Annotated in this window: 29 protein-coding genes and 1 pseudogene; 11 read left to right on the forward strand and 19 right to left on the reverse strand. The window is 58.7% G+C overall.

Going from position 1 to position 26,638, the window contains the following annotated elements:
- Position 1: 1 nt before the first annotated feature.
- From AC5SSZ_RS13440 to lnt, 4 genes are read left to right on the forward strand one after another with little or no spacing between them, the layout of a single operon-like run.
- The gene (locus tag AC5SSZ_RS13440) at positions 2-460 is read left to right on the forward strand and encodes a DUF411 domain-containing protein (RefSeq protein ID WP_009820119.1); all 459 of its coding nucleotides are present in this window, start codon (positions 2-4) and stop codon (positions 458-460) included.
- Positions 461-482: 22 nt separating this feature from the next.
- Positions 483-1,268, forward strand: coding sequence for a ZIP family metal transporter (locus AC5SSZ_RS13445; RefSeq protein ID WP_040652270.1), 786 nt, complete (start codon positions 483-485; stop codon positions 1,266-1,268).
- Entirely contained in the window at positions 1,249-1,743 is a 495-nt protein-coding gene (lspA, locus tag AC5SSZ_RS13450; RefSeq protein WP_009820121.1) for a signal peptidase II, read from the forward strand. The genes AC5SSZ_RS13445 and lspA overlap by 20 nt, the downstream gene beginning before the upstream one ends.
- Positions 1,740-3,029: an apolipoprotein N-acyltransferase gene (gene lnt, locus AC5SSZ_RS13455; protein ID WP_495438375.1), complete on the forward strand. Its 1,290-nt coding sequence runs from the start codon at positions 1,740-1,742 to the stop codon at positions 3,027-3,029. Before lspA ends, lnt begins: the two co-directional genes overlap by 4 nt.
- Here the strand turns inward: lnt and AC5SSZ_RS13460 are convergent.
- Positions 2,965-3,666, reverse strand: a complete 702-nt coding sequence (locus AC5SSZ_RS13460) for an IS6 family transposase (protein ID WP_065331824.1) — start codon at positions 3,664-3,666, stop codon at positions 2,965-2,967. The genes lnt and AC5SSZ_RS13460 overlap by 65 nt on opposite strands.
- Before the next feature lie 353 nt (positions 3,667-4,019).
- On the opposite strand from AC5SSZ_RS13460, the gene AC5SSZ_RS13465 reads away from it, so the two are divergent.
- On the forward strand, positions 4,020-6,110 hold the full coding sequence (locus AC5SSZ_RS13465; RefSeq protein ID WP_412074550.1) for a protein-disulfide reductase DsbD family protein: 2,091 nt from the start codon (positions 4,020-4,022) through the stop codon (positions 6,108-6,110).
- A 2-nt stretch (positions 6,111-6,112) separates the two neighbouring features.
- Here the strand turns inward: AC5SSZ_RS13465 and AC5SSZ_RS13470 are convergent.
- The 4 genes and pseudogenes from AC5SSZ_RS13470 to AC5SSZ_RS13485 all read right to left on the reverse strand — a co-directional run bounded on the left by AC5SSZ_RS13470 (position 6,113) and on the right by AC5SSZ_RS13485 (position 10,881).
- Positions 6,113-6,833: pseudogene (locus tag AC5SSZ_RS13470) on the reverse strand (MauE/DoxX family redox-associated membrane protein).
- 68 nt (positions 6,834-6,901) lie between these two features.
- Entirely contained in the window at positions 6,902-7,852 is a 951-nt protein-coding gene (locus AC5SSZ_RS13475; protein WP_050686576.1) for a DUF305 domain-containing protein, read from the reverse strand.
- Positions 7,853-7,971: 119 nt separating this feature from the next.
- Positions 7,972-8,361, reverse strand: coding sequence for a Cu(I)-responsive transcriptional regulator (gene cueR / locus AC5SSZ_RS13480; RefSeq protein WP_005619161.1), 390 nt, complete (start codon positions 8,359-8,361; stop codon positions 7,972-7,974).
- Positions 8,362-8,370: 9 nt separating this feature from the next.
- Positions 8,371-10,881, reverse strand: a complete 2,511-nt coding sequence (locus AC5SSZ_RS13485; RefSeq protein WP_043847201.1) for a heavy metal translocating P-type ATPase — start codon at positions 10,879-10,881, stop codon at positions 8,371-8,373.
- 146 nt (positions 10,882-11,027) lie between these two features.
- Between AC5SSZ_RS13485 and AC5SSZ_RS13490 the strand changes: the two genes are divergently transcribed.
- Positions 11,028-11,222 (forward strand): heavy-metal-associated domain-containing protein, encoded by a 195-nt coding sequence (locus tag AC5SSZ_RS13490; protein ID WP_065333231.1) that lies wholly within the window; start codon positions 11,028-11,030, stop codon positions 11,220-11,222.
- An 8-nt stretch (positions 11,223-11,230) separates the two neighbouring features.
- On the opposite strand, the gene AC5SSZ_RS13495 is transcribed toward AC5SSZ_RS13490, so the two are convergent.
- From AC5SSZ_RS13495 to AC5SSZ_RS13540, 10 genes are all read right to left on the reverse strand, one after another.
- Positions 11,231-11,950 carry a DsbA family protein gene (locus tag AC5SSZ_RS13495; protein WP_005619167.1) on the reverse strand — a complete coding sequence of 240 codons (720 nt, stop codon included), beginning with the start codon at positions 11,948-11,950 and terminating at the stop codon, positions 11,231-11,233.
- On the reverse strand, positions 11,950-12,444 hold the full coding sequence (locus tag AC5SSZ_RS13500) for a c-type cytochrome (RefSeq protein WP_005619169.1): 495 nt from the start codon (positions 12,442-12,444) through the stop codon (positions 11,950-11,952). Before AC5SSZ_RS13500 ends, AC5SSZ_RS13495 begins: the two co-directional genes overlap by 1 nt.
- Positions 12,441-13,829, reverse strand: coding sequence for a multicopper oxidase family protein (locus AC5SSZ_RS13505; protein ID WP_005619171.1), 1,389 nt, complete (start codon positions 13,827-13,829; stop codon positions 12,441-12,443). Before AC5SSZ_RS13505 ends, AC5SSZ_RS13500 begins: the two co-directional genes overlap by 4 nt.
- A gap of 16 nt (positions 13,830-13,845) precedes the next feature.
- Positions 13,846-14,736 (reverse strand): c-type cytochrome, encoded by an 891-nt coding sequence (locus AC5SSZ_RS13510; RefSeq protein WP_005619174.1) that lies wholly within the window; start codon positions 14,734-14,736, stop codon positions 13,846-13,848.
- A 4-nt stretch (positions 14,737-14,740) separates the two neighbouring features.
- Entirely contained in the window at positions 14,741-15,331 is a 591-nt protein-coding gene (locus AC5SSZ_RS13515) for a c-type cytochrome (protein ID WP_005619176.1), read from the reverse strand.
- A 14-nt stretch (positions 15,332-15,345) separates the two neighbouring features.
- On the reverse strand, positions 15,346-15,804 hold the full coding sequence (locus AC5SSZ_RS13520) for a c-type cytochrome (protein WP_005619178.1): 459 nt from the start codon (positions 15,802-15,804) through the stop codon (positions 15,346-15,348).
- Positions 15,804-16,376 (reverse strand): L,D-transpeptidase, encoded by a 573-nt coding sequence (locus tag AC5SSZ_RS13525; protein ID WP_005619181.1) that lies wholly within the window; start codon positions 16,374-16,376, stop codon positions 15,804-15,806. Before AC5SSZ_RS13525 ends, AC5SSZ_RS13520 begins: the two co-directional genes overlap by 1 nt.
- A 128-nt stretch (positions 16,377-16,504) precedes the next feature.
- Complete coding sequence (locus AC5SSZ_RS13530) at positions 16,505-17,098, reverse strand: L,D-transpeptidase (protein WP_005619183.1); 594 nt, start codon at positions 17,096-17,098, stop codon at positions 16,505-16,507.
- Positions 17,099-17,115: 17 nt separating this feature from the next.
- Entirely contained in the window at positions 17,116-18,558 is a 1,443-nt protein-coding gene (locus tag AC5SSZ_RS13535; RefSeq protein ID WP_050672446.1) for an ATP-binding protein, read from the reverse strand.
- On the reverse strand, positions 18,555-19,274 hold the full coding sequence (locus AC5SSZ_RS13540) for a response regulator (RefSeq protein ID WP_274840845.1): 720 nt from the start codon (positions 19,272-19,274) through the stop codon (positions 18,555-18,557). The genes AC5SSZ_RS13535 and AC5SSZ_RS13540 overlap by 4 nt, the downstream gene beginning before the upstream one ends.
- 125 nt (positions 19,275-19,399) lie before the next feature.
- On the opposite strand from AC5SSZ_RS13540, the gene AC5SSZ_RS13545 reads away from it, so the two are divergent.
- The 3 genes from AC5SSZ_RS13545 to AC5SSZ_RS13555 all read left to right on the forward strand — a co-directional run bounded on the left by AC5SSZ_RS13545 (position 19,400) and on the right by AC5SSZ_RS13555 (position 20,917).
- Positions 19,400-19,846 carry a DUF411 domain-containing protein gene (locus AC5SSZ_RS13545; RefSeq protein ID WP_005619190.1) on the forward strand — a complete coding sequence of 149 codons (447 nt, stop codon included), beginning with the start codon at positions 19,400-19,402 and terminating at the stop codon, positions 19,844-19,846.
- Positions 19,847-19,943: 97 nt separating this feature from the next.
- Positions 19,944-20,486 carry a hypothetical protein gene (locus tag AC5SSZ_RS13550; RefSeq protein ID WP_050672448.1) on the forward strand — a complete coding sequence of 181 codons (543 nt, stop codon included), beginning with the start codon at positions 19,944-19,946 and terminating at the stop codon, positions 20,484-20,486.
- A 119-nt stretch (positions 20,487-20,605) separates the two neighbouring features.
- A complete protein-coding gene (locus AC5SSZ_RS13555; protein WP_037953520.1) occupies positions 20,606-20,917 on the forward strand; it encodes a DUF2933 domain-containing protein in 312 nt (103 codons plus the stop codon).
- A 280-nt stretch (positions 20,918-21,197) separates the two neighbouring features.
- On the opposite strand, the gene ccmI is transcribed toward AC5SSZ_RS13555, so the two are convergent.
- Genes ccmI through AC5SSZ_RS13575 form a run of 4 tightly spaced genes read right to left on the reverse strand, consistent with a single transcriptional unit; the run spans position 21,198 to position 25,388 of the window.
- Entirely contained in the window at positions 21,198-22,355 is a 1,158-nt protein-coding gene (gene ccmI, locus AC5SSZ_RS13560; protein ID WP_274840846.1) for a c-type cytochrome biogenesis protein CcmI, read from the reverse strand.
- Entirely contained in the window at positions 22,352-22,822 is a 471-nt protein-coding gene (locus AC5SSZ_RS13565) for a cytochrome c-type biogenesis protein (protein ID WP_009824475.1), read from the reverse strand. Before AC5SSZ_RS13565 ends, ccmI begins: the two co-directional genes overlap by 4 nt.
- Complete coding sequence (locus tag AC5SSZ_RS13570) at positions 22,819-23,385, reverse strand: DsbE family thiol:disulfide interchange protein (RefSeq protein WP_009824474.1); 567 nt, start codon at positions 23,383-23,385, stop codon at positions 22,819-22,821. Before AC5SSZ_RS13570 ends, AC5SSZ_RS13565 begins: the two co-directional genes overlap by 4 nt.
- Positions 23,386-23,387: 2 nt before the next feature.
- The gene (locus tag AC5SSZ_RS13575; RefSeq protein ID WP_043847210.1) at positions 23,388-25,388 is read right to left on the reverse strand and encodes a heme lyase CcmF/NrfE family subunit; all 2,001 of its coding nucleotides are present in this window, start codon (positions 25,386-25,388) and stop codon (positions 23,388-23,390) included.
- A gap of 196 nt (positions 25,389-25,584) precedes the next feature.
- On the opposite strand from AC5SSZ_RS13575, the gene AC5SSZ_RS13580 reads away from it, so the two are divergent.
- Both AC5SSZ_RS13580 and AC5SSZ_RS13585 read left to right on the forward strand, forming a co-directional pair.
- Positions 25,585-26,130, forward strand: coding sequence for an EF-hand domain-containing protein (locus AC5SSZ_RS13580; protein WP_043847211.1), 546 nt, complete (start codon positions 25,585-25,587; stop codon positions 26,128-26,130).
- Positions 26,131-26,169: 39 nt separating this feature from the next.
- Positions 26,170-26,637 (forward strand): rhodanese-like domain-containing protein, encoded by a 468-nt coding sequence (locus AC5SSZ_RS13585; protein ID WP_043847215.1) that lies wholly within the window; start codon positions 26,170-26,172, stop codon positions 26,635-26,637.
- The last annotated feature ends 1 nt before the right edge of the window (position 26,638 follow it).

Consider the following 26,638-nt stretch of genomic DNA (forward strand, 5'->3'; position numbering starts at 1 on the left):
CATGAAACGACTGGCTCCCGCCCTTGCAGTCACGCTGGCCTTGTTTCCCGCAGCGCAAGCGGTCGCCGATGCGATCCAGATTGATGTCCGGAAGACAAACGGCTGCGGCTGTTGTCTGTCCTGGATGAAGCACCTCGAGGAAAGCGGATTCGCGCCGACAGGCGAGGACATGTTCGGGGGATCTCTTGTGCGCTTCAAACTCGACAATGGCGTGCCTCAGCGCATGGTCTCCTGCCATACGGCTTTGGTCGACGGCTACGTGATCGAAGGACATGTACCGGCATCAGACATTCAGCGTTTGTTGGATGAGCGTCCAGATGCAGTGGGGTTGGCGGTGCCCGGAATGCCCTATGGATCGCCGGGCATGGGACCGGAAGACGATCGAGAGGCTTATGAGGTCTTCCTGATCCGCGGCGATGGATCGACCGAGATCTTTAGCAGTTATTCGGCCGCTGACTGACGTATCGACGAGACCTCAACGCTTGGAACCCCTCTCCCCAATTACCCTTGGCTTTCTAGGAAGTCTGGCCGCCGGATCGCTGACAGCGGTCGGGGCGATCCCCGTTCTTTTCGGGCGCATCCCATCCCGGGCTACACGCGATCTGCTACTTGGCTTTGCAGCGGGTGTCATGCTCGCTGCATCGTTTTTCTCGCTGATCATCCCGGCTCTCGATGCAGCCGAAGGACAGTTCGACAACGGTGCTCTCCCGGCGGCCATCGTTTGTGTTGCTATCTTGCTTGGCATGGGCGCGGTCGCTCTGATGAACGAACGGCTGCCGCATGAGCATTTCAAGTCGGGGCGGGAAGGCCCTGACTCTGCTTCGCTGCGCCGCGTCTGGCTCTTCATCATCGCGATCACGATCCACAATTTCCCCGAAGGACTCGCCGTTGGTGTCGGGTTCGGGGCTGACGGTCTTTCTGGTGGCTTGCCGCTTGCGATTGGCATTGGGCTGCAAAACGCTCCCGAGGGTCTCGCCGTAGCGGTCTCATTGCTTGGTGAGGGATATTCCAGGCGCCGTGCGTGGGGCATTGCCGCCCTGACAGGTCTTGTCGAGCCGGTAGGCGGGCTTCTTGGGGCTGGGATCATCAGCATCTCGCAGCCGCTGTTGCCATGGGGCCTCGCCTTCGCCGCCGGGGCGATGCTCTACGTCATCAGCCACGAAATCATTCCCGAAACCCACCGTTCTGGCCATCAAAACAGGGCGACACTCGGTCTCGCGGTTGGCCTGGTGATCATGTTGTTCCTCGATGTATGGCTGGGAGGATGAGATGAAACAGTCCCATTTCCAAGGTTTCTTTGCGGCTGGAACTGCTTTTCTTGTCGATCAGGTGACAAAAGCAATTGTCGTCGCCAATGCGGCAGATTTGAGCGCCGGAGTTCCGGTCTTTCCCGGTTTCAATCTCATCTACCTGCGCAACGATGGCGTGACATTTGGATTACTTGGTGGAGCGCCATGGTGGAGCCTTACAGTGTTGGCCCTCGCGGTCTGCGGCTGGTTGACTGTCATGTTATTGCGCACTGACAACCGGGCCGAGGCTATCGCCTATGGTGCGATTATCGGTGGCGCGCTCGGCAACGTCCTCGACCGCATCCGGTTTCGGGGTGTGACGGACTTCCTCGATTTCTATGTCGGATCCACGCATTGGCCCGCCTTCAACATGGCGGATGTTTTCGTGGTCAGTGGCGTGGGCCTACTGCTCATAGCCCCTTGGTTGAGCGCCAAGTTGAAAACTGGCACATGATGGCGGGCTTGCGACCACTGACGGGTCGTGGCCGTTACATTCCCCTGCGATCAGGGATTAGCTTTGCAGCGGGCGGTTTAACGGTTTTAACCCTTCCACCATTCTCATGGCTGATCGTTGTTCCGGTCGCCTTCTCAGCACTCTTTCTCGTCCTCCGGCAGGTTTCGACAGCGCCCGCCTTCTTCATCGGCTGGGTCTTCGGAATGGGCCAGTTCGGGTTTGGAGTTTCCTGGATCGCCGAGAGCTTCTACGTCGATGCCGAACGTTTCGGTGCCCTTGCGATCCCGGCAGTCGCGGGACTGTCCGCCGGACTGGCCATATTCCCAGCGATTGCGGCGATGTTATTTGCCACCATCATGCAGCGCCGTGCTGTCGGCGGCATTACGGCAGGTCTTCTGCTTGCAACCTGCTGGGTTGCCGCAGAATGGCTGCGCGGTCATGTCCTGACGGGGTTTCCCTGGAACCTTGCCGCTTATGCTCTTGTCGAACATGCCGCCCTGCGCCAACCGGCCGCCTGGGTCGGAAGCTATGGGCTAAGCTTTCTCACGGTCTTTATCGGGCTGTTGCCCGGTGTGTTGATTGTGGCGGCACCAAACAGACGCGTGCCTGTTCTCGTGCTCTTCGCCGCTGCGGTGATGGGCCTCTGGGGTGGCGGCGCGCTGCGTTCAGGGACGGATGTGCCGCCGACGGACATCGCTTTGCGCATCGTCCAGGGCAATGTGCCGCAAGTCGAGAAGTGGGCACCGGGCAGCCGCGAGCGAACACTGGAAAAATACTTCAGCTTGTCTGCGCAACCTGGACGCTTCGACCTGCTGCTGTGGCCGGAAACGGCCTTTCCCGGTTTTCTGGACGAGGACGCCTTGGCGCGCAGGCGGTTATCCACGGTTCTGCCAGACGGCAGGATCCTTTTGACAGGAGTGCCTGACCGCGTAGAGGGCGATGGGGAAACCCGATATTTCAACACGGTTCAAGCCTATGACGGCAACGGCGAAATTCTGACGGGATATGCAAAACATCATCTTGTTCCGTTCGGGGAATATGTGCCCCTGAGAGGCTGGCTGCCGATCGAGCGGCTCACCGAAGGTTTGGGCGATTTCACGCCAGGACCAGGGCCACGCACGCTGGCGATCCCGGGTGCGCCTCTGGTCGCGGTGGCGATCTGTTACGAGGGTGTTGTCACGTTAACTCGCCGAATTTGCAAGTTGGCAAGCTGTTCGTTGATCAAGCGGCCTGTGCCGCGGATTTCCACGCCTCGAATGCTTCGAGCCGATGGTAGCGGATGGTGAGCGCAGAGCGGCGGCGGGCTGGGACAGAGAAACTATTGCGGGTTGCAGACTTCATAGATACGAAGCGTTGTAATCCACCCGGCGATCGGAAGCCTTGCATCACCCGCTCTCGTTTTCGGAAGGGCAAGTGGCTGTTTTCTGCGCGGTTATTGAGTCCCTTGTGTGACCAATGATCAAGGCCAGGCGCGACCTCGCGCTTTGCGGCACCATAGGAGCGCAGCTTGTCCGTAATGATCCTTTTTGGCACGAAGCCCCAACGTTTCATCAGCTTGACCAAAAGCCGCTTTGCGGCGCGCTTGTCTCGTCTCGATTGGAGAATTTCCTCAAGAACAAAGCCGTGTTGGTCGACCGCGCGCCAGAGCCAGTATGACCGACCCGCGATCTTCACAACGACTTCGTCCAGATGCCAGACATCGCCGGGGCGCGGCTGCCGTCGCTGTAGAACGTGGGCGATCAGGGGGCCGAACTTGACGCTCCAGCGCCGGATTGTCTCATACGAAACGTCGACGCCACGTTCCAGCATCAGCTCTTCGACCTCGCGCAGGCTCAAGTTGAACCGGACGTAAAGCCAGACAATATGAGCGATGATCTGAGGCGGAAACCGGTGGCGTTTGTAGCTGATCTTTTGTGTCTGCATCGACACCGCCTACGCCCAGATCAATGAACCAGCAACCTCAGGACCGTTAATGTGACAACACCTCTTCTTCCTTCTCTCAATTGCTAAGCGTTCAACTAAGTCATCCGCATTTGGTTTCAATTTCCAGCGCTGGAAGGTTGGAGGCCGCGGTTGCGATTGAAATGTTCAATGAAGAAAAAAGCTTCTATTGGCCTTCCTGCTACGAACGCGGACTTCGTCGCGTTATTCTCGCAGCGGGATGGCTTCACAAACGACATTGTATCCGTTTGTAAAGTTGACCAACCGGGAGATGCAGCCATAGAGGTGCTTCGGATTTCGATCTCGGGACAAGGGTGGAAGCGAGCCAAAAGATGATGCGAACCACGTTGCGCCTATTCTTCCTTCTCATGGCTTGCCTTTGGGCCTCCATGGGCTTTGCTGCATCGAGCGATACCTACGAGAATTCAACAATCACGGCCCGGCTCATCTCCGTTGAAAATGGGGTCGCGGAAACCTCCAGAACCCTTTCCCTTGGCCTGGATGTCGAGCTGGCCGAGGGCTGGAAAGCCTATTGGCGTTCGCCCGGCGAGGTGGGTCTGCCGCCTGAAATTTCATGGGATGGATCGGAAAATCTGGTGAGCGCACAGATGCTCTGGCCCGCGCCTGAGCGCTTCACGGCATTCGGCATCGAGAATTTTGGCTACAAGACCCGTGTCGTCCTGCCCATTCAGGCAGTTCTCGAAACTGCGGGCCAGTCCGCAACATTGCAGGCGCGTGTTTCATTGCTGGCGTGCTCGACTGTCTGTGTGCCGCATGATTTCGATCTCGCACTGACAATTCCGGCGGGCACCGGGATTGACGCGAAGGCGGCGGGCCTGATTTCGGAGTATGCCCAGCGGGTGCCGCTTGGTCCCGAAGAGAGCGACATCATTGTCGAAACGGCGGTGATCGCGGATGATGCGCTTTATGTGACGGCGCGCAGTGCGAATGCCTTTGTGAAGCCGGATATCTTTCCGGAACTGGGGCCGGAATTCACCTTTGGCAAACCGGACATCCGAACCGATGATGCGGGAACAGCCCTTTGGGCCAAGCTGCCTCTTCTCGCGCAAGGGGAGGATCCGCCGCCCCTGCAACTGACTTTGACCGATGGATCACGCGCGGTGACAGCGCAGCCCGCTTGGTCAGACCGCATCCCGGGTGCACCATTCGAGGTTATGGCGAACCTGCCGGATCTGACGCAAATCCTGGCGATTGCGGCCTTTGCCTTTCTTGGCGGTCTGATCCTGAATGTCATGCCCTGTGTTCTGCCTGTCCTGTCCATCAAGCTGACATCGGTTCTCAATCATGGAAACAAGCCAGCGCACGAGGTCCGGAATGGGTTCCTGATGTCGGCGCTTGGCGTTCTGGTGTTCATGTGGGCCCTCGCCGCAATCATTCTGGTTCTGCAATCCGTCGGCGTCACCGTTGGGTGGGGCCTGCAATTCCAAAGCCCTGTTTTCCTGACCGTCATGTTTCTGGTGCTTGCCGTGTTCTCTGCCAATCTGTTCGGGGTGTTCGAAGTTTCATTGCCCTCCGTGTTGCAGTCACGGCTGGCCAGATCAAGCGGTCGCGACGGGTATGGCGGAGATTTTGCAACAGGCGCCTTCGCGGCGGTGCTGGCCACGCCCTGCTCGGCCCCGTTTTTGGGGACAGCGGTTGCCTTTGCCCTGTCCGGGCGCCCGATTGATGTCATTCTCGTTTTCACGGCTCTGGGGCTTGGGCTCTCCCTGCCCTATCTGGTTCTGGCGGGGAAGCCTGGTCTGGTCCGGTTGTTGCCCAGGCCGGGACGTTGGATGGTTGTCGTCAAATGGGTGCTTGCCGGTCTTCTGGCCGGGACCGCGATCTGGCTGCTCTGGGTACTGATAGGGGTGGCGGGTGGCCGGGTGGCCATGACCGTGCTGCTTATGACGAGCCTTTTCATTCTTCTCGCAACAATACGTTTGCCGGGCAGATTGACGCGCCCGACAGCGCTGGTGGTGGTTGCTGTTCTCAGCCTTCTGGTGCCGACGGCGCTGACAATCCCGCCGCAGACGAGAGCGGTGGGCCAGGACTGGGTCGCGTTCGATCGCTCCGAGATACCGAAACTGGTGTCGCAGGGAAAAACCGTCTTTGTCGACGTGACCGCAGACTGGTGCCTGACGTGCAAGGCCAACAAGACGCTGGTGCTGGACCGTGCGCCCGTGGTCGACCAACTGCGGGGTGATAATGTCGTTGCGATGCGGGCAGACTGGACTAGGCCCAGCACTGACATTTCCCGGTATCTGGAAAGCCACAACAGGTTTGGCATCCCGTTCAACATCGTCTACGGGCCAAACGCGCCAGACGGGATCATCCTGTCCGAGGTTCTGACGTCCGAAGCCGTTCTCGACGCGCTGAGCAGGGCTGCACTTGGCGACCCTGTGACCGCTTTGAAAACGGATGGTTAGGCCTAAAAGAGGCCCATCGCACGCGCCGACATCCAGACGCCCATGAATATCATCATCAGGTTTTCGGTCAGGGACACGAAACCCAGCGGCACGTTTGAACCGCCGCCCACGCAGGCGCACTTGATCTCGCGCTTATCGATGTAGACGGCCTTGAAAACTGAAGCCGCTCCGACCGTACCGATGAACAGTGCAACAGGCGCGCTGATCCAGACCAAGGCACCGGCGACCATGAGAATACCGGCAAGTGCTTCGCCGAAGGGATAGACATAGCCATAGCGCACCCATTTCTGGGCAAGCAGATCGTAGTTCAGAAACATCGTGGAAAACGTCTCGACGTCCTGCAGTTTTTGAACAGCAAGAAAGCTCATCGAGATCGCGATGAACCACTCGAATGCCCGCAGCGTCAGGATCGAACCGTAAAACGCCCAACTGAGACCAAGCGCCATAAGGAATGCGACAGCGAATATCGCAATGACGGGTTGATAAGTCGTCTCGTCGTCATCCTTTACGTCCTGGCCGAAAAATTCCCTCAGCGCGTCATAGCCACCAATTCTTTCATTGCCGATAAAGGTCTGCGGAGTCGTTTCGACACCGTGTTCTTCCATGAAAGCATCCGTTTCCTCGCGGGTGTTCAGAGGCCGGTCCTCAATCGAATACCCCTCCCGCTCAAGCAGGTCCTTCGATTTTCAGCCCATAGGGACAAACATGCTCCTCCATCACCATTCGGTACAAAACCGCCGTCTTCGGGGTGGATTTTGCCTCTCTCGTCATGACGCGTTCCTTTAAATCCTTTAACCGTTGCAGGTCCAATACCCGGTAAATCCGACAGTCAGAGGCGTCTCTCCCGTCAATTCAAACAGCAGGGTGGCGTCTTCACCGTCCGCGTCACCCGGCGCCAGCGTGAATTGGCCACCATCGGCAGACAGGACGCCACCGGACGTCACTGTGTCTTGCGACGTGAAGTTGACCAGCGATCCGGATATCTTGGCGACGCCGTTCCCCGCCCCGTCCGTGACCAGAATGGGATCGGCGTTCACGGCGCGAATGAAACGGCATTGTCCGTCGGACCCCAGTGCGCGTGTTATTTCTTCGGCTTTGAGCGGTGCAGGACGGATTCCGGCAATCACCGGGGTTGCAATCGCTTCTTGAAGCCCCTCCATTTCAGCCGGACCGTCCGCTTCACCAAGTGGCCATTCAGGACCGGCTTCGCCATTTGCCTCAATGTCATCTATGAGGAAACGCATTTCGGAAATTTCGCGGTTTTGCGCCGTCACAATTTCCGAAGCCAGCGCCTCGACCCTTGGATCTGTCAGCTCGGCCCGTTCGCTTGTCATGATCGCAATGGAGTGGTGCGGAATCATCGCGCTCATCCAGCTTTCGTCCTGAATGGTCTCCTGGCTTCTCACGAGCCAGAGCGCGCCGGCGAACATCACGACAGACCCGAGAATGATCGCGGCGTTGACGCCCTTGTTCTTGTACATGTTCAACATGAAAAGGAGCATCACGGTCGCCATCGTCGCGCCCATGATGAACGTCATGTAAAATCGGGTTTCGCTCCAGTAGACATGTTCGAAGGAGTACGAGTTGATGTACATCAGGCCGAACATGATCGCAGTCGATGTGCCGACCATCGCCAGAAACCGGCCATAGGATGAACCTGAATGGCCTCCCGAATGTGCTGCACCTTCACTTGAACGGGTGTCGGACCCGCCACGAGATTTCCCGATCGCATCTTCAGACATCTGATCTCTCCATCATGGATTCTATTTGTGGAGGAACAACATTCCAGCGCTGGAGGGTTTCAAGACGATATATCGAAACGGCATGAAACCCCATAAATGTCTGGCCCAGGCATCGTGCGTTACGGGTCTTTGGCCAGATCTTTCAGGATTGGACAATCGGGGCGGTGATCGCCCTGGCAGGCGTCAACGAGGTGAGCCAGGGTCTCTCGCATCGACTTGAGCTGGGCGATTTTTTCGTCAACGGCGGCCAGATGCTCTTGAGCGACAGCCTTGACCTGTGCACTTTCCCGCGTCTCATCTTCATAGAGATCAAGCAGCGTGCGGCAGTCTTCGATCGAGAACCCGAACGTCCTGGCGCGACCGAGAAATGCGAGCTTGTGGATGTCGCTGTCGCGAAAGGCGCGATAGCCGTTGTCGCTGCGCAAAGGCCGGACAAGGCCGATGTCTTCGTAGTAGCGGATTGTCTTCGCTGGCAAACCCGCGCGTTCTGATACTTCTCCGATGTTCACACCTGTCTCCTATTCTGCGGGCTGCGTTGCGAATTTCGTCTCCGCGTCGTGGGGCGGATCCTGTTCCGACATCGTCGCCTTGATCCGTCGCAGCCGCAGCGCGTTGGTCAGAACCGACACGGAGGACAGCGCCATGGCCCCGGCGGCAAACACCGGCGACAGGAGCAATCCAAAGGCCGGGTAAAGCGCGCCCGCCGCCACAGGGATCAGCGCGACGTTATAGCCAAAGGCCCAGATAAGGTTCTGCCGTATGTTGCGCATGGTCTTGCGCGACACGTCGATGGCATTCACCACGCCGCGCAGGTCGCCCGACATCAACACCACGTCGGCGCTTTCGATTGCGACATCCGTGCCGGTTCCGATGGCGATGCCGACATCGGCATGGGCCAGCGCTGGCGCGTCGTTGATGCCGTCTCCGACAAAGGCGATCTTGCTGTTCCCTTGCCGCAATTCGTCCAGGGCGGCGACTTTTCCATCCGGCAACACCCCTGCAATGACATGGTCGATCCCGACCTCGCGGGCGATGGCATCTGCCGTGGCCTTCTTGTCTCCGGTGATCATCGCGACCTTGATCCCTCGATCATGCAGAGCTGCGATCACTTCGGCGCTGGAGGATTTGACCGGGTCTGCCACGGCAATCACGGCCGCCAGGGATCCGTCCACCGCAGCATAAAGCGCGGTGCGTCCCTTTTCGGCCAAGGCCCTTTCGCGGTCTTCCAGCGGGCTGGTGTCAATGCCCTGCTGCACCATGAAGCGATCCGCACCGACATGAACCTTGCGGCCCTGGACAAGCGCCTCGACACCGTAGCCGGTCACGGACCGGAATTCCGTCGCATCGGGCCAGGACAGGCCTTCGCTCTTTGCGGACTGCACAATGGCCTCTGCCACCGGGTGCTCAGACTGCGCCTCGACAGATGCGATGAGGGCGAGTGTCTCTGCCCGGTCAAAGCCGTCGGCCGTGATGAGGTCTGTCAAACTGGGTTGCCCTTGCGTGACCGTCCCGGTCTTGTCCAATGCGACAACGCCAACTTCATCCAGATGTTGCAGCGCATCTCCCTTGCGGAAGAACACCCCCATCTCAGCCGCGCGTCCTGTCCCCACCATGATCGAGGTGGGCGTGGCCAACCCCATGGCGCAGGGGCACGCAATGATCAGAACGGAGACACCCGCCACAAGCGCAAAGGTCAGAGCCGGATCGGGACCGACCAGCAGCCAGACAACCACAGTCGCAAGCGCCAGAACCAGAACGGCAGGCACGAACCACATGGTCACGCGATCCACTAGGCCTTGGATCGGCAGCTTGGCCCCCTGAGCATCTTCGACCATGCGGATAATCTGCGCCAGCGTGGTATCCGCCCCGACTCGCGTCGCCGTTATGGTCAGGCTCCCGGTGCCGTTCACCGTGCCGCCGGTCACCGGTTCGCCAGCAGCCTTTGGCACGGCGAGGGGTTCACCGGTGATCATGCTTTCATCGACGTTGCTTGATCCTTCTGTGACCTCGCCATCGACAGGCAGCCTTTCACCGGGACGCACGAGGATCTGATCGCCGATCCGCAGTTCCTTGATGTCAACCTCGGTCGCCTGCCCGTCACGCAGGACCCTGGCTGTCTTTGCCTGCAGACCAAGAAGGGCCTGAATGGCTGCACCGGTCTTGCCCTTGGCCCGCGCTTCAAGCCAGCGACCCAACAAGATCAGAACGACAATAACCGCCGCTGCTTCGAAATAGACGGCGCGCACACCGTCAGGCAGCACCTGAGGCAGGAAGGTCGCGACTACGGAATAAGTCCACGCCGCCCCGGTTCCCAGTGCGACAAGGCTGTTCATATCCGGGGCACGCTTGATCAACGCCGGAATGCCCTTCGCAAAGAACCCCCAACCCGGTCCGAAAAGAACCACCGTGGCAAGCGCGAATTGGATCAGCCATGACGTTTGAATGCCGATTGTGCTCTCAATCAGGCCCTCAAAGCCGGGTATGGTATGTTTTCCCATTTCCAGAACGAACACCGGCACGGTCAGGATCGCGGCAAGGATGACACGGCGCGCCAGCGCGTCGGCTTCTTCTGCCTTGCGGTCCGATCGGTCCTCGTGCGCATCGCTCTGCGCAATCTCGGCCGGGTACCCCGCCTCCGTACTGATCCGGGCAATCTTTTCCGGGGTGATGGCATCTGGCAGATACTCTACCACAGCCGTTTCGGTTGCCAGATTGACCGCCGCATTCAATACGCCGGGTGTCCGTACAAGCGCCTTTTCAACCCGACCGACACAGGACGCGCAGGACATGGCGTCTACGTTCAATGTTACGCGCCCCGTCCGTGCCGGGTATCCGGCGTTCGAGAGGGCCGTGACCGCCACGCCCGTGGTGGCCGGATTATCCATCTGAAATTGAGCCGTTTCGTTCACAAGGTTGACACTGACGTTCGAAAGGCCCGGAACCTCGTTCAAAGCCTTCTCAACCCTGCCCACACAAGACGCACAGTTCATGCCGGAAACGGATAGACGTATCGTATTGGGGTCGGTCATGAGGGCCTCCTCGGTTGAACTTACCCTGATATAGGGCTTCCAGTTGCTGGAAGCTCAAGAGAGTATCTAATTTTTTTTGATATTTGCTTGACCTTCCTCCCGATGGAACGACCAAGTCTGAGGTTGTACCAAAAATGGAGGCCTTCATGATTTTTTCCGTCCCGAAAATGAGCTGTGGACACTGCACATCCGCTATAGAAAGCGGCATCAAGGCAAAGGATCCATCAGCCGTTGTCACGGCCGATCTGGACCTTCGCCTTGTCACTGTCCAAAGCACATTGAAACAGGCGACCGTGCGGCAAGCCATCGCTGACGCTGGCTACGACGCTTCAGCCGCGTAGGATTGTCCTTATTCGGCGGCCCGTGCCTGATCGACAAGCTCGATCATCTGGTCCGCCTGGATCAGGCCCGGCGCAAGACTGTCGCCGATCACAAATGAAGGTGTGCCACTGAACCCCAGAGATTGCGCAAGCCGCATGGAAGTCTGTATGTGTTCTTCGATTTCCGGTCCGTTCATGTCGCGACGCAACTGTGCAACATCGAGGCCGATGTCTTCCGCAGTGCGGAGAATCGATGCTTCCTCTGCGCGTTCCTTCAGTTGCATCATGGCCCAATGAAACTCTTCATATTTGCCCTGGTTTCGGGACGCCAGCGCCGCGCGGGCGGCAAAAACCGACCCGTCCCCCAGAATGGGCCATTCCCGGTAAACGACCCTGACGTTGGGATCAGCAGCGAGCAGGGCCTCCATTTCAGGTTTAACCCGGCGGCAATAGGGGCAGTTGTAGTCGAAGAATTCGACAACCGTGACATCGCCATCCGGATTGCCCAGAACGGGCGCATTGGGATCATTTTCAAGCGTGGCTTTTTCCGTATCGAGAACCTGCGCTGCGGCTTGCGCCTGCAACGCCTGCTGTTGCTGTTCGAACAACTGCGCGGCCTCGAACACGATGCCCGGATTCTCGCGGATGGCTTCCAGCACCAGTTCCTTGATCCGGTCTTCGTCCATGCCGTCTGCCGTCGCAGCGATGGGAAGCATTAACAGTGCGGTGGTAGCCAAGAATCTTTTCATTATCCGTCTCCTTGTGAGGCAATATCCTGGGCCGTGCGCTCGGCTTGCGTGGCGCGTTCACGCTCCGGCCATGTTGACTTGATGTATGCGAGGATGTCCCAGATTTCCCCGTCGCTCAGTTGGTCGCCGAAACCGGGCATGCCGCTGTTGAAGTCAACGCCTTGCGCCGCGAGAACCTCGGCGCCCCCCAGCTTGGTGTAGGCGAACAGCATGCTGTCCGCGTGGTGCCAAGTGTGGCCGCTTGCATCATGCGGCGGTGCGGGCAGGCTTCCGTCATCACGCGGACTGCGCCAGTTTTCTTCACCTTCCAAATTTGCGCCATGGCACGCGGCGCAATTTTCGGCATAGAGAACTTCGCCCGCGGCCACATCGGCTGAGGAGTTGATGAGGTTTTCCGCCGTATGGTCGGTTCCGCCGGACCGGGTCCACAGGAATATGGTAGCCACCGCAACGGTAACTACGCCCAACGCAAGATAGACGGATCGCGGGGTCATCCAACGACGATCTTGGTCATCATGCCCGAAGCCGCATGCGACAGCATGTGGCAATGTAGCAGCCATTGGCCCGGGTTGTCCGCCACAAAGGCAATCTCGCGCGTCTGACCCCGTTCAAGAAGGGTCGTGTCACGCAGTGGCCCAAGGGTGCCGTTTTCGGCGACCTCGTGGAAGTGAATGCCATGCAGGTGCATCGCGTGCGGAAACGCCGTGTCGTTCACCATCTTCAATCGTACATTCTGGCCGCGGTCCAGCCGCGCAAGGGGATCACCGTTGATGCCATCCACTCTGCCGTTGAACGACCAGAAATACCCGGCCTCGACGATCTCGCCAATCGGCTTGAGCTCACCTCCTAGGGAGGCGGACCTCATGCGACCCATGGCACCGCCTTCCATGCTGAGGCTGAGCGTCGTGGCTTCTTTCAGGTCGACCATCCTGTGGTCGTTCGGCGGCAAGGCCAAGGGCGCGTCGCGACGGTTTGTCGTGCCCCCCTCAACAACCTCGAATGCAACCTGGCTGAAGGCTTCTTCCCGGCCGAACTGAAGAATATGAGCCGCTTCACCAACATCCGCGACCACATCGACGATCAGGTCAATCCGTTGTGCCGGAGCGAGGATCATCGCCTCTGTCACCTTCACGGGTGCCGTCAAGGGCATGCCGTCCAGCGCGACCACCCAACCGTCCAGGCCTTCCAGGCCCAGCTGGAAATTGCGCGCATTGGCAGCATTGATCAGCCGCAAACGCAGTCTTTCGTTCTTTCGGGCACGCAGGCCCAGATTGAAGGTTCCATTGGTCGTCAGCAGGTTTCCGATGCGCCCTGCGTGGCTAAGATCATGAGACGCGCCGAAGTCGTCCTTGATTTGCGCGGTTTCGGGATCAATAAGCCAGTCATCCAGGATCAGGACTTCCTCGCGATCAATGTCGAGAGGCTCGGCCTCTTCCACGATCAGTGCACCGTAAAGCCCTCTGCCCACCTGCTCGAACGACCTATTATGGGCATGGTACCAATAGGTCCCGGCGTCCGGGACGGTAAAATCATAGTCGAATGTTTCCTCCGGCTGGACCGCGTCCTGGGTCAGGCCGGAAACGCCATCCATTGCATTGTTGATGCGGATGCCGTGCCAATGCGTCGACGTTCCCTGAGAAAACCGGTTGACCAACCTGCGCTGGACACGCCCCCCCTGCGCCACGCGAATCTCCGGACCGGGTGAGCCGCCGTCAAAGCACCAAAGCGATGTCTTGCCATAGTCGCCGGGCAGCAGCTGCACGTCGCTTTGCTGGGCTGTCAGGGTCGCGAATGGCGTGCCCGCAAATCCAGTGCTGGCCGACAGACCACTGAACGCAGCAGATGTTGCCAGAAACTGGCGGCGATTGAGCGTGATCATTCGTGGGTTCCCAAGATTATGATTTGTTGTCCAGCAGGTAGGTGGCCATCGCGTTCAAGTCCGCATCGCTCAGAAAGCCTGTGCCATAGCGCACGACTTCGGCCATTGAACCACCAAAGACGTCGCCGGAAGGAGTTATTCCAGATCGCAAAGCATAAGCCATATCGTCCACCGTCCAGCCTTCTGACAAAAGGTCGCGTGACCGGATCGAAGGCGCTTTGCCGCCTCCGGGCAAGGCGTCGTTGCCGGAAAACCGTTCCGCCACGATGCGCGCACCTGCAAAGTTTCGCGACGTGTGGCAGGCAGAGCAATGCGCGGCCCCGTTGACCAACAGCTTGCCCCTGTTCCATGCATCGCTTTTGTCCGCCACTGGTTTTGTATCAGGCTTCGTTAGAAAAGCCGCCCGCCAAAGTTTCATTCCCCACCGCTGATCGAACGGGAATGGCACCTCGTGCGCCGGGGCCGACACGCTCACGGCTGGCACGGTCTGGAACGCGGCCCACAGATCGGCAATGTCTTGATCCGTGAAGTTCGCGTAAAACGGATAGGTGAAGGTCGGATAATAAGGATCACCATCCGGGGAAACACCCTGCCGGACGGCCCTTGCAAAGTCTTCTACGGTCCAGCCCCCCATTCCGTGTTCGACATCGGTGGTCAGATTTGGCGGATAGAACGTACCGAAATCGGTCCGGAGCGGCGCTCCTCCTGCCAATGGCGCCCCGCCAGCTTCAAAGTTGGTGTGGCACGCAATGCATCCACTGGCGCGCGCCAGATACGACCCCCGCTGGGCATCGCCTTGCAGGGTCAGGTCCGAGACTGGCCCACCGATCGGCCAGGCTATCGTTGCCGCGACAACGCCGATGCCGCCGACGACCCCCGCACCGATGATCCAACGCCACCACCGCATCTGATCACTTGTCCTCTTTGCGGAACTTCTGGTGGCAGGCCGAACAGGTCTGGGCGACCATCGCGAACGCACGGTCGGTCGGCATGTCCGCAAACATCTCGGTCGTCATGGGAAGGTCCGATCCCATCATGCCCCCTCCCATTGCAGGCGCGGACCCGCCACCCATCATCCCGTCAGTGGCGCCGCCCATCATTGATTCGCTACCGTTGCCCTGTGCTGCGGCCAACCCATTGCCTGCGCTCAACTTCAATCCTTCGGCGGCTGTTCTCAACTCTTGCGCAAGGGCCGCGAACTCTTCGCTGTTTTCCCAGACCGACGGCAACGCCTTGGACACTCCGCCACCCGAGCCTTCAGGAAACAGTCGCGTCATTTGCTCACCGGCATGGCCGATCATCGCGCCAGCTTCCCTGCGGACGACATCGGCGTCATAAGGTACCTGACCCCGCATCATGGGTGATAGCGTCTTGAGTGTTTTGGCCATCGCGGACATGCCCTGCATCCGCTCCAGCACCACGCCGGTTGCTCCGGAATGCGCCAAGGCAGCAACGCCGGTCGTCCCGATCGCAATGGCAGTAATCCATATCTTCATGTTCATGTTGGTCATTCCTGTCAATTGATCCCGTTGGCGCGCTGAAGTTCCCGCACATATGCAACAACCATCTTCACATCGCCGGGTGTGACGCCTTCAACTGGCGGCATATTGCCAAACTTCCAATGGTGCGCTCTGACACCTTGTTTCGCGGCAAGCAAAAAAGCGGCGTCACCGTGATGGCTCGGTTCATAGATCTTGTGGACAAGCGGCGGTGCCACGCCATTCTGTCCGGCAGCATTCGCACCGTGACAAGCGGCGCAAGCGCCATCGAAAACACGCTTTCCCAATTGGGCATTTGCTGAGAATTCAGCAGGCACAACCACGTCTGCAATCGGCGCGCCCTCTTCCGTCTGCGAAAGATCAGGCGTTGTCATTGTGTGGCCGGGCATCGAAGACGATGGCTGCAATTGCTGCCAGATCACAACCGCGCCACCGACGACAAAAAACGCCGCAATCAGGATGCCGGACTTCGACATCAGATTAATCGTACCTGCGTGCCGACCGGTGTCCTTTCGAACACCTCGATGATTTGCTCGTTGTAGAGACCGATACACCCGCTTGAAGAGCGTCTTCCGATCTTGCGCGTATCATGGGTGCCGTGAATCCTGTAGTACGTCCAACTCAGGGGCAGGGCACGGACGCCCAACGGGTTATCCGGCCCGGGCGGCATATAGGCTGGCAAAGACGGGTCACGTTCGCGCATGGAGGGTGTAGGGGTCCAGTCAGGTTCGGGGTCCTTGAACGTGACTGTCGTGTAGCCGCGCTTTGTCAGCTCGTCAGACAAGGGAACCGATGTCGGATAAATGCGCATTTCGCCATCGGCCGTCCAGTGTTGCATCACGCGGGTAACGGTGTCTGCGATGATGATACCCTTGTCCAAAGCGTCAAAGTGGTCTTGCCAAGCGTGTGTACGAAACGATGAGATATTCCTTCGGACACTGGTTTGATCCACCTGGGCACGCAGGATGGACGGGGCCGCGAAAGCTGCCGGTGCGGCACCTGCCGTGAATGCTCGACGCGTTACACGTGTTTGCTTGCGGGTCATCATATGGCCTCATGTTGTTGTCTGCCTATCCACTAGACTACCCGCCTGGTCGCATTTCATGAACAGTCCGGGGCCTGATATTATGTAACGATATGTATCCCGGCCAACGGACACGTCTTCGCGCTGCTGCCTCAAACCTCGATGGGTTTCAGGACAACACGCGTGTCGAGCGGGACCTTCTCATAGAGTTCGATGATCTGATTATTGGTAAGCCTTGCACAGCCGTTTGAGACACGTCGACCAATCGTCTTCGGATCCGTTGTGCCGTGAATTCTCAGGTAGGTGTCCCCACGCCCTGGCTGGTAAAGATACAAGGCGCGGGCACCGAGTGGATTGTTCAGCCCACCGGGCACACCGCCCGCAAAACGAAGATATCGGTCAGGATCTCTGGCTATCATGGCGGGTGTGGGCGTCCACCGCGGCCACTTTTGCTTGCGCGCGACATAGAACTCGCCGGATTCATAGAGCCCCTCCCGGCCAATTCCGACGGTATACCTGATTGCCCGATTGTTCGGCAAAGTCCAAAATAAAGCGAACTGGTTCGGATCGACATGTATTTCTCCCGGTTTGTCTGCCTCGGTGAACGGAACCTGGCGCGGCAACTGCTCCGGGGGCACCACAGATGGCCCGACGCGCCGGTCGTGCTCTGCGTCACTATGCGCGAATGCTGTTTTTCCACTCACCGAAAGAGCTGCAACAGAAGTCAGGAAATATCTTCGTTTCATATACTTGCCTCACTAAACTAGTCGGGTTTGAGGTGACGAACAACCCGCGCCATATGTGGCGAGCCTTCCTCTTTCGGGGCTGACTCGGCGCTTTGTTTGACGGGCAGCGTGATTTCAGCGCGCAGACCCCCATCAGTGCGGTTTTTCAGTTCGATAGAACCACCGTGCTCAAGGATGATGCTGCGCGCAATCGACAGCCCCAGGCCATGACCGCCGGTATCCTGTGATCGCGACGTCTCGAGCCTGACATAGGGTCCGAAAACAGCCTCCAGCTGATTGTCGGGAATACCGGGCCCCTGATCGTCGATGGCGACCACTACCTCACTGCCCATGCGTTGCCACGAAACCCTGGCCTCACTCCCGTAGCGGATCGCGTTCTCAATCAGGTTTCTCAACGCGCGCCCCATCGCGCTTGGTTTCACGGATACGATGAGTGGACCTTGGCTGGTCACCTGAACCTTGTCCAAGCCCATACCAGTGATCAGATCGTGCAGATCAACCGATTGGACCTCTTCATGCTGTCCGACGCCCTTCGCGAAATCGAGGGTCGCATCGACCATCCGTTGCATCTCTTCACTTGACGCCACCAAGGACGTGCGCGTGTCTTCGTCGTCCACCATTTCGGCCCGCACCCTAAGCGCCGTCAAAGGCGAGCGCAGATCATGCGCAAGCGCTGCAAGCATCTGGGTCCGGTCACTGACAAATCGCGTCAGGCGATCCTGCATGATGTTGAATGATCGGGTCAGATCCCGAACTTCCTTCGGCCCTACGACCGGCAGATCGCCCTTGGCGGCGCCGCGACCCAGACGTTCGGACGCAGTCGCGAGATCGTTGAGTGGTCCGGTCAGTCGGGACAGGAGAAACCAGAAACTTGCAACCAGCAGAAGTCCCGCAGTCAGTGCAAAGGATATGTTGGACGCCAGCGACCTTTGCAGAGGCGGCCGTTCGAACCGCGTCTCGATGTTGAGCCAATTCCCACCGGACAGCGCAATGGACAGCTCCATCTCGATGGCCGCAAGGCTGCCCTGCATCATTTCGGCGTGCATTTGCGCCATTTCCGGTGACAGGTTCGGAAGGGGCAGCAGACCTCCCTCGATTTCATGAACCTCAACCCGGATATCCCGGCTGTAGCTTTCCTGAAGCAGTGCCCGTATCCGCGCTTCGACCGCTCCACCGTCATCGTGTTGTCCGTGTGCAACCGACGGCTCGTCTGTAAGGTCGAACCGTACGAGCGGAGACGTTGCCGCGCGGACGATCTGGGCATGCAATTCCGGGGGTGCGCCTTCAATCAACTGTGCGACATTTGCGGCCCTTCCGGCGGCTTCGGCACCGATGGCGGCCTGAATGGCTAACGAGCGTTCATCAACGAAAAACCAAAGACTCAGAGCTTGCGCGAGGATCAAGACACCGAGGACCAGAAGGGCAATCTGTGCACGCAACGTCCGCGGAAGCAGCTTCATTCGCAAATCTCGACATCGCAGGAAAGACTATACCCCCCATGCCGGACAGTCGCGATGATCTTCGGGCGCAAAACGTCCTCTTCCATCTTCCGGCGCAACCGGCTCACCTGATTGTCGATGGTTCGGTCCAATGGACCGGCGACCCGGCCGGTGCTCAATTTGAGCAGCTCGTCGCGGCCAATGACCGTCCTTGGCCTTTGCAGGAACAGGGTCAGGAGTTTGAGTTCACCGGATGTAAGTTGCGTACGCGAACCGCCTTGGTCAATCAGTGTGCGGCCATCGAAATCCAGCTTTAGGTGTGCAAACTTCAACGTTTTCCCCGCAAAACCATTCGGTTTTGGGATCAGCTGCGTCCGACGCAATATCGCGTTGATCCGCGCCACCAGTTCCCGGGGATTGAACGGCTTGGCGAGATAATCGTCAGCCCCGCCATCGAGACCAGCGATGCGGTCTTCGTCGTCACCCAATGCGGTCAGCATCAGGATCGGGGTGTGCCCTTCCTTGCGCAATCGCCTGCACGCAGAAAGTCCGTCTTCCCCCGGCATCATGACATCGAGAACAATCAGATCGAACCGCGCTTCCGCGAGCCTTGCGTCCATCTCTACTGCATTTTCCGCCGCTGAAGCACGCATGCCGTTGCGTTCCAGATAACTGGTGACGGATTTCCGGATCTCTGAATGGTCATCGACGACAAGGATGCGTGGCAGATCGCTCATGCCGCCAACATAGTCATTTTCACCAAGGGACGCCCATCCCGTGTTTGTAGCCAAATGTAACAGGGCGGGCAGTCGACTCCGGGATAACGAGCAACTATTTAAGGCAGAACATCGAGGAGTTTTAAATGAACAGACGTGAATTTGGCCTTACGGCACTCAGCATGGTCCTGGCCGGGCCTGCTTTGTCGCAAACCGCCGCACCGACGTTGCAGGTGACAAAGACACCGACCTGCGGCTGCTGCGGCGCTTGGGTAAATGAGATGATCTCTGCCGGTTTCAAGGCATCGGTCGAGGACGTGGATTACGACACGCTTCAGGTTCTGAAGCAGAAACACGGCATCGCGCCAGAACTGGCAGGATGCCACACGACGTCCGTGGGCGGATACTTCGTTGAGGGTCACGTGCCAGCGGCTGACATCGAGCGGTTGCTGAGCGAAAAGCCTGTCGCGCGCGGTCTGACAGCACCGGGGATGCCCATGGGTTCGCCCGGCATGGGCCCCCAAGGTGATCCCTATGATGTGCTGCTTGTACTGATGGATGGGTCGACGCAAGTCTTCGCAACCCACGGCTGACGTGTTTGCCCGCGATACGTTCCGACAAAGTTTTTCGCCGACCTTACCATTCGGCAGATTTTGTTGGAACGTATCCGTTCTGAGCTTGGCAAGCATATTGCCGTTCCTGCTTGTCTACATCCTCGCAACGCCTGGTTTTGCGACGCTGCTGCTGACGAATGGGACCGCGCTCTCGCGCTTCCTCCGGCAGGTCTTTACCAATGGGTTTGTGGTCGTTTTCCTCGTGAATTACTTGGGGTTCGTTTCCGCATCGGTCGCGCTGAAACAGTACCAGCATCGGCCGATTGTTTACCTGGTTTTAGATGGCCTGCTGCGGAGTGTCGCATTCATTGGGGTTCACATTGCCGTCTATGTGATGTCGGCCGATCTGTTCGGCTCGTTCAACGGCAGCCGTGCAACAGCTTTGAGCGTGGTCGGACCAACGCTCGAGCGGTCGTTCATGTTTGGGAACATCTCGGGCGTATATCTCTATGCCCTGGCGCCCGGCACCTTCATCGCGCTTCTGGTGGTTCTGACAGAACCTTCTGGCGAGGCATCGAAGCCTACCATGTTCAGGACAATGAGCATGGCCTTGCTGTTCAGCCTGACCCCGATCCCCCTCGTCACATTCCTGTCCTATGCGTTGGATCTGGCAACCTGACGGGCCAACTTGGTCAACGACCCGCAGGCTGTCATCTGATCAAATTGTATCCGAATGTACCCTTGACCTTGCCTCACTGGAATGTCGCAGAAGAACACGAGCATATTCTGGAGAGCTACATGTCTGACAATCAAAGTCAAAAATCCACCGGTTCATCGAAACTGATGCAGTATGGTATGATGGCCTGTTGTGCCGTTATGTTGTTTCCAGTCGCCGCATTCTTTATTGCAGGCGGCACGATCGCGGGTCTGTGGGGCAACGTCGGCCTTTTTGCGCCGCTCGCACTTTGTCTTGGTGCGCATGTCGTCATGCACAGGATGATGGGAAAGTCGTGTCACGGGTCAAGAGTTGAACAGGCGAACGAGGCGACTGTGGATGCAGAATTTGAAGATGGCCAAGCTCCCGAACGAGAACTGGTACGCGCCCGCTAGAACGCGGCTGACAATCGGAATTCCGATTGCAGGTATTCTGGCCCTCGGCGGTTGTGCCCAGTCGGCCTCGGGCAAGCTTTGCCCACTTGAGCCCCCTTCCGTGACACGGGATGCGGCACACGACGTCATGCTTCCCGTAGGATGTCGCTTGGTCGGTCAGTCTGAAGGTACTACCCACGAAATAGTCTGTGACGACGGCCGGACCGGATGGGCTTTCGATTAAGCGCCAAACCTTGATCCTGCCTCACATTCACCTGCACAGCGACGGCCGCCCACGCCACTACGGGCGCAACCGTTCCAACGCGCTTTGCACGGCTTGACGGCGCGGGTCATCTCCCGGCGCCTCCGACAACAGGATTTCAGCGTGTTCAAACGCCGCGATTGCCGGCGCGGTATCACCCAGAACCGAATAGGCATTGCCAAGCCGCATCCATCCATCAAGATCGTCAGGCTCATCTTCCAGCCGCGTGGCCAGCCGTTCGACCATCGAGCGGATGAAATCCTGTCGTTCCTCCACACTCATGTCCTGCGCGTTTTCGATGTCTTCCTGTGTCGGGCCGGACGCACTGGTCTTCGGGGCATAGTCGGCCAGCGAGATCGGAGCCTTGCCGATCTTCGCGCCAATCCGGTTGGCTTCGCCAACAAAGCTTTCCATCCACGGGAAAAACCTATCCGCATCGTCCAGCCGGGCCACCAGCGTTTCGTGAGCCCGAGCCTCATCGCCCTTCTGCTCGAGCGAGACTGCCTTGAAAAAGGCAGCACCGGGATTGGAAGGATCCAGTTCGTACGCCCGATCAATCGCGGTGTCCGCTTCAGGTGTCACCACACCTTGCTCTGCGTAGATCAGAACCTCGGCCAACATGGAGAAGACGGCGGAATCGGCCTCCGGTCGTTGTGCGACAACTCTATATGCATCGGCTGCATCCGCATACCGGCCCATTTTCGAATAGGTTTGCCCCAGCAGCATCCAGCCTTCCGAAGGCCCGCCTTCGGGGTCTGAACTGAGCCGGACGTACAGACGATCTGTCAATTCGGCGATTTCCGCCGCTTCCTGCCGTTCAGTGGCACGTTCGGCAAAGGCGACACCTGGGATCTCTGGCGAGCCCATTGCGGAGTAATATCCAAAAGCGAAGACCGGCACGAACACTGCGCTCAGAACGACCATCAAGCGGCCCCCTGCCGCCGGTTTCCCATCTGACAGAACGGACCGGCGCGACTGCACGAGGATCCGTCTCTTGATCTCCTGCTCCGCCGCCGTGGCCTCGGTGTCGGAAATGACACCGCGCTCAAGATCCCGCCGAACCTCATCCAACTGATCCATGAGGACCGCATCCGTGGCGTCAGCCGGGACGGGTGTCCGCGACGACCGATGGCGCAGCGGCAGGCCCATGAAAAGCAGACCTACAACGGATAACAGGGCGAAAACCAACCAGATCATGAACCGTCCTTTGAAGCGTTCTCTTCAATGAAACGCGCAATTTCCGCTTTTTCGTCATCGGAAAATCCCGTTGCGGCAGCCCTGCGCCGGCTTCTCGAAATGACGGTCCAGCCGACAAGCAGCGAAACAAGCGCAAACACGAAGGGCGCCATCCAGAGCGCGAGAGTGGCGCGATTCAGGGGCGGGCGCATCAGGACATAATCGCCATACCGGGCGTGGATGTACGCGATGACCTCCTTGTCGCTGTCACCGGCAACAAGCCTTTCGCGCACCAGTATGCGCAGGTCCCGCGCAACCCCGGCGTTGGAGCTGTCGATGTCCTGATTCTGGCAGACAACGCAGCGCAGTTCCCGTGATATTTCACGGGCGCGTTGCTCCAGTACAGGATCCTGCAACATCTCGTCTGGCTCGACCGCCAAGGCCGTCACCGGAAGCAGCAGGAGGAAAGCAAATGCGATATACCTCATCCGTTCTGGCCCCTTGCTAACGCGCCAGCCTGGATCAATGCTTCCCTGAATGTGGAAATCGCCGTTTCGCCCACGACGGGGCCGACATATCTGAACAACACCGTCCCGTCAGAGCCGACAATGAATGTTTCAGGTACGCCCGAAAGGCCCCATTCAATCCCCACTCTGCCGCTCAGATCAGACCCGATCCTTTCGTAGGGATTGCCAAGCTCAGCAAGCCATTTAGTCGCATCCTCCGGCTTGTCCTTGTAATTGATCCCGAACAACGTCAGCCCGTCCTTTTCGACCATCTGGGTCAGAACCCCGTGTTCGGCCCGGCAGGGCACGCACCACGAGGCAAACACGTTCACGATGACCGGTCGCGGGTTCCCGACCAGATCGGCGCGGGAAAGCCCTGGCGTCTCCAACCCGTCGACAGCGGCCAGATCGAATTCGGGTGCCGGCTGCGAGATCAGAACCGAAGGAATGTTGTTCGGGTCCCGGTCCGGGTTCAAGCCCCACAGAAAAAACCCCCCGAAAATGGCCGCGATTGCCAGCGGAATGAATGCCAGTATACGTCCCATGCCTACTCCGCAGGAAGTGCTGCGGGCGCTGTCGCCTTGCGACGGGGTGCCCCGACGCGCAACCGCCGGTCAGACAGCGAAAGACCCCCACCAAGCACAAGCATCGCCGATCCGATCCAGATAAAGTTGACCAGAGGTTCATACAGGATGCGCAGGGTCCAAGCCCCTTGCGTGCTCTCGTCCTCGGCGGCCGGATTTGCGATGGACGCATAGAGATCACCGGCCATTGTCGATCTGATGGCGCTCTCTGTGGTGGTGGTTTGCGCGACCGGATAGGTACGCCGCTCCGGGAAGAGATCGGTGACATAGTTCCCCTCCCGGGCCACACGAAGCGTGCCACGATCCGCGAAGTAATTTGGCCCACGCACACGTTCGGCCCCCTCAAAGGTGACATCGAACCCACCAATGCTGACCTCTGTACCGGGCCGGACAAAGATGATTTCCTCGGATTTCCAGACCGTCGAGCCGATAAATCCGAACATCGCCATCGCGAGCCCCGCATGAGCCAGTGTCATCCCATGAGAGGATCTGGGCAGGTTGCGTGCACGGCGCACCGATTCCGGGAACGGTGCCTCAAACAGCTTTATGCGCATCGCCCATTCCCGCAGGGTTGAGAAAAACAGCCAGAATGCAAGCATCAGCGACAGATACCCCAACACCGGACCGCCCTCGGCGAGATACCAGGTCACCAATGTCGCGAGCACGGCCAGAACGACCACGAAACGCAACCGCTGCAGAACGCCCGCCAGATCGGCACGTTTCCAGGACAGGTAAGGCCCCAGCCCCATCGCAAAGACGAGCGGCAGCATCACGGGAATAAAGGACGCATTGAAGAAGGGCGGCCCCACCGACAGTTTTTCACCGCCCGTCGCGGCTTCGTAGAAGAGCGGGTACAAGGTGCCGAACAGCACAATGCCGGTGGCCGTGGCCAGCAGCAGGTTGTTCACCAATAGCCCCGCTTCCCGGCTGATCGGCTTAAACAGGCCGCCGGGCTCCATTGTCGGCGCGCGCCAGGCAAACAGAGCAAGGGAACCGCCGATCGAAACGGCCAGCAATCCAAGGATATAAAGTCCCCTTTCCGGGTCGACCGCGAATGCATGCACAGAGGTCAGCAGGCCCGATCGGACAATGAACGTGCCCAAGAGCGATAGGGAAAAAGTCAGGATCGCCAGAAGGATTGTCCAGCTTTTGAACGCATCCCGTTTCTCCGTCACGATTGCGGAATGCAGCAGTGCCGTGCCCATCAGCCATGGCATGAAACTGACGTTCTCAACGGGATCCCAGAACCACCAGCCGCCCCAGCCAAGCTCATAATAGGCCCACCAGGATCCCAGCGCGATGCCTGCGGTCAGGCTCATCCAGGCAGCCAGCGTCCACGGACGTACCCACCGTGCCCAGGCCGCGTCCACCCGCCCTTCGATCAGGGCGGCAACCGCGAACGAAAAGACAATCGAGAACCCGACATACCCGAAGTAGAGAAGCGGCGGGTGCATGGCGAGACCGACATCCTGCAATAATGGGTTGAGGTCCTGACCGTCGTCTGCCGGAGGGAAAACGCGGTCGAAGGGATTGGACGTCAGCAGCATGAAAGTCAGGAAACCGACACTGATCCAGGCCTGCACCGACAGCGTTCTTGCCTTCAGCGACAGAGGAATGTTCGATCCGAAGAGGGCGACCGCCGCACCAAACACCGTCAGGATAAGGGTCCACAGCAACAGGGATCCTTCGTGACTGCCCCAGGTGCCTGCCACCTTGAACAGCATCGGTTTGAGTGAATTGGAATTCTCCACCACGTTCTTGACCGTGAAGTCGCTTGTGACGAAGGCTTGCATCAGCGCCAGAAACGCGATGCCGACAAAGAAAACCTGACCGAACGAGGACCATCTGGCAGACTGCATCCACAGGATGTTTCCGCGCCCCGCACCGAGGATGGGCAGCACACTTTGAACAAGCGCCATGGCCAAGGCCAGTGCCAGCGCGAAATGACCGATTTCAGGTGTCAAAGGATCATCAGCCTCTTCAATGAATTCACTGGATCGACGTCTGTCTAGCAAATCGTCCGGCGAACTGTGAGTGGTTGCTTTGTCACCGTTTGTAACAGGATGCTGTGACAAATGATTACAAAACGGCCCGCGCTTGGCCTTTAATCAAAGCGCTATAACGCCAATGTATCTAGGGTAAGTCTGAAAGGAATGAGAAATGAAAAAACAAGAAATTATTGCGCTTGGCGTGGTGATCGCGGTTGGCATGGCGCAAACAGCATTTGCGGAATCCGACGGGGCTGCCGACAGCAAGCCTGACAGCGGGAATATGTCCGGCATGGCGATGGGCGATGGCGACAATCAGATGGGCATGATGGGCGGGGACATGATGCCGATGATGCGAAAAATGATGAAGATGCATGCCGCTATGATGGGTGGCCAGGGCAACATGATGGGAATGATGGATCGGGACATGATGTCGACAATGATGTCCGGTGGACAGCCTCATGAAATGGCCGCGCAGATGTCCGAAAAAATGCGGGAGTTCGATGCGAATTCCGATGGAGCGTTGACACTTGACGAGTTCGAAGCCTTGCATATGGACGCAATGCGCGCGCGCATGGTAGATCGCTTTCAGCATCTCGATGCGGACGGTAACGGCCAGATCTCTCAGGACGAGATGGAAGATGCCGGTACACGGATGAGCAAAATGAACGGTACTTCCACCGGAACGGACATGGAAGGTCATCATGACAGCGAATAAGGGTCAAGCCTGCGGCACTCAGCTTGATGGGGGCAAATTATGGCCTTCTTTCTGACGCGCCGCGGCGCAAGCCTTGCGATGTTGGCCAGTTCCGTTGCACCTTTCTCGGCTGTCGCCCAGACCGCCGAGGTCTGGTCGGCGGACATGGCAGCAGATGCGCTGCAACAGGACCTGATCCGGATGATCGACGTTCGGTCGCGACCGGAATGGACCGACACCGGCGTTGCCGACGGTACCTGGCCCATCAGCCTGCATGAGGACCGTTTCGCCGAGCGGCTTTTTGCCGCCCGGGAACGGGCCGAAGGGCGGCCTGTCGCGCTCATCTGTGCGACAGGCGGGCGGTCTGGCCGCGTCATGCGAAGTCTTCGGCAGGCTGGCTACAGCGGCTTTCTTGACGTATCCGAAGGCATGCTCGGTTCTGCCGCCGGACCGGGCTGGATCGCGGGCGGTTATCCGGTCGTCAGTGTCGATATGGCTCTGGCGGCGCTGCCAGAGGAATTGAGTTGAA

Source organism: Phaeobacter sp. CC-HEC084, assembly GCF_059429255.1.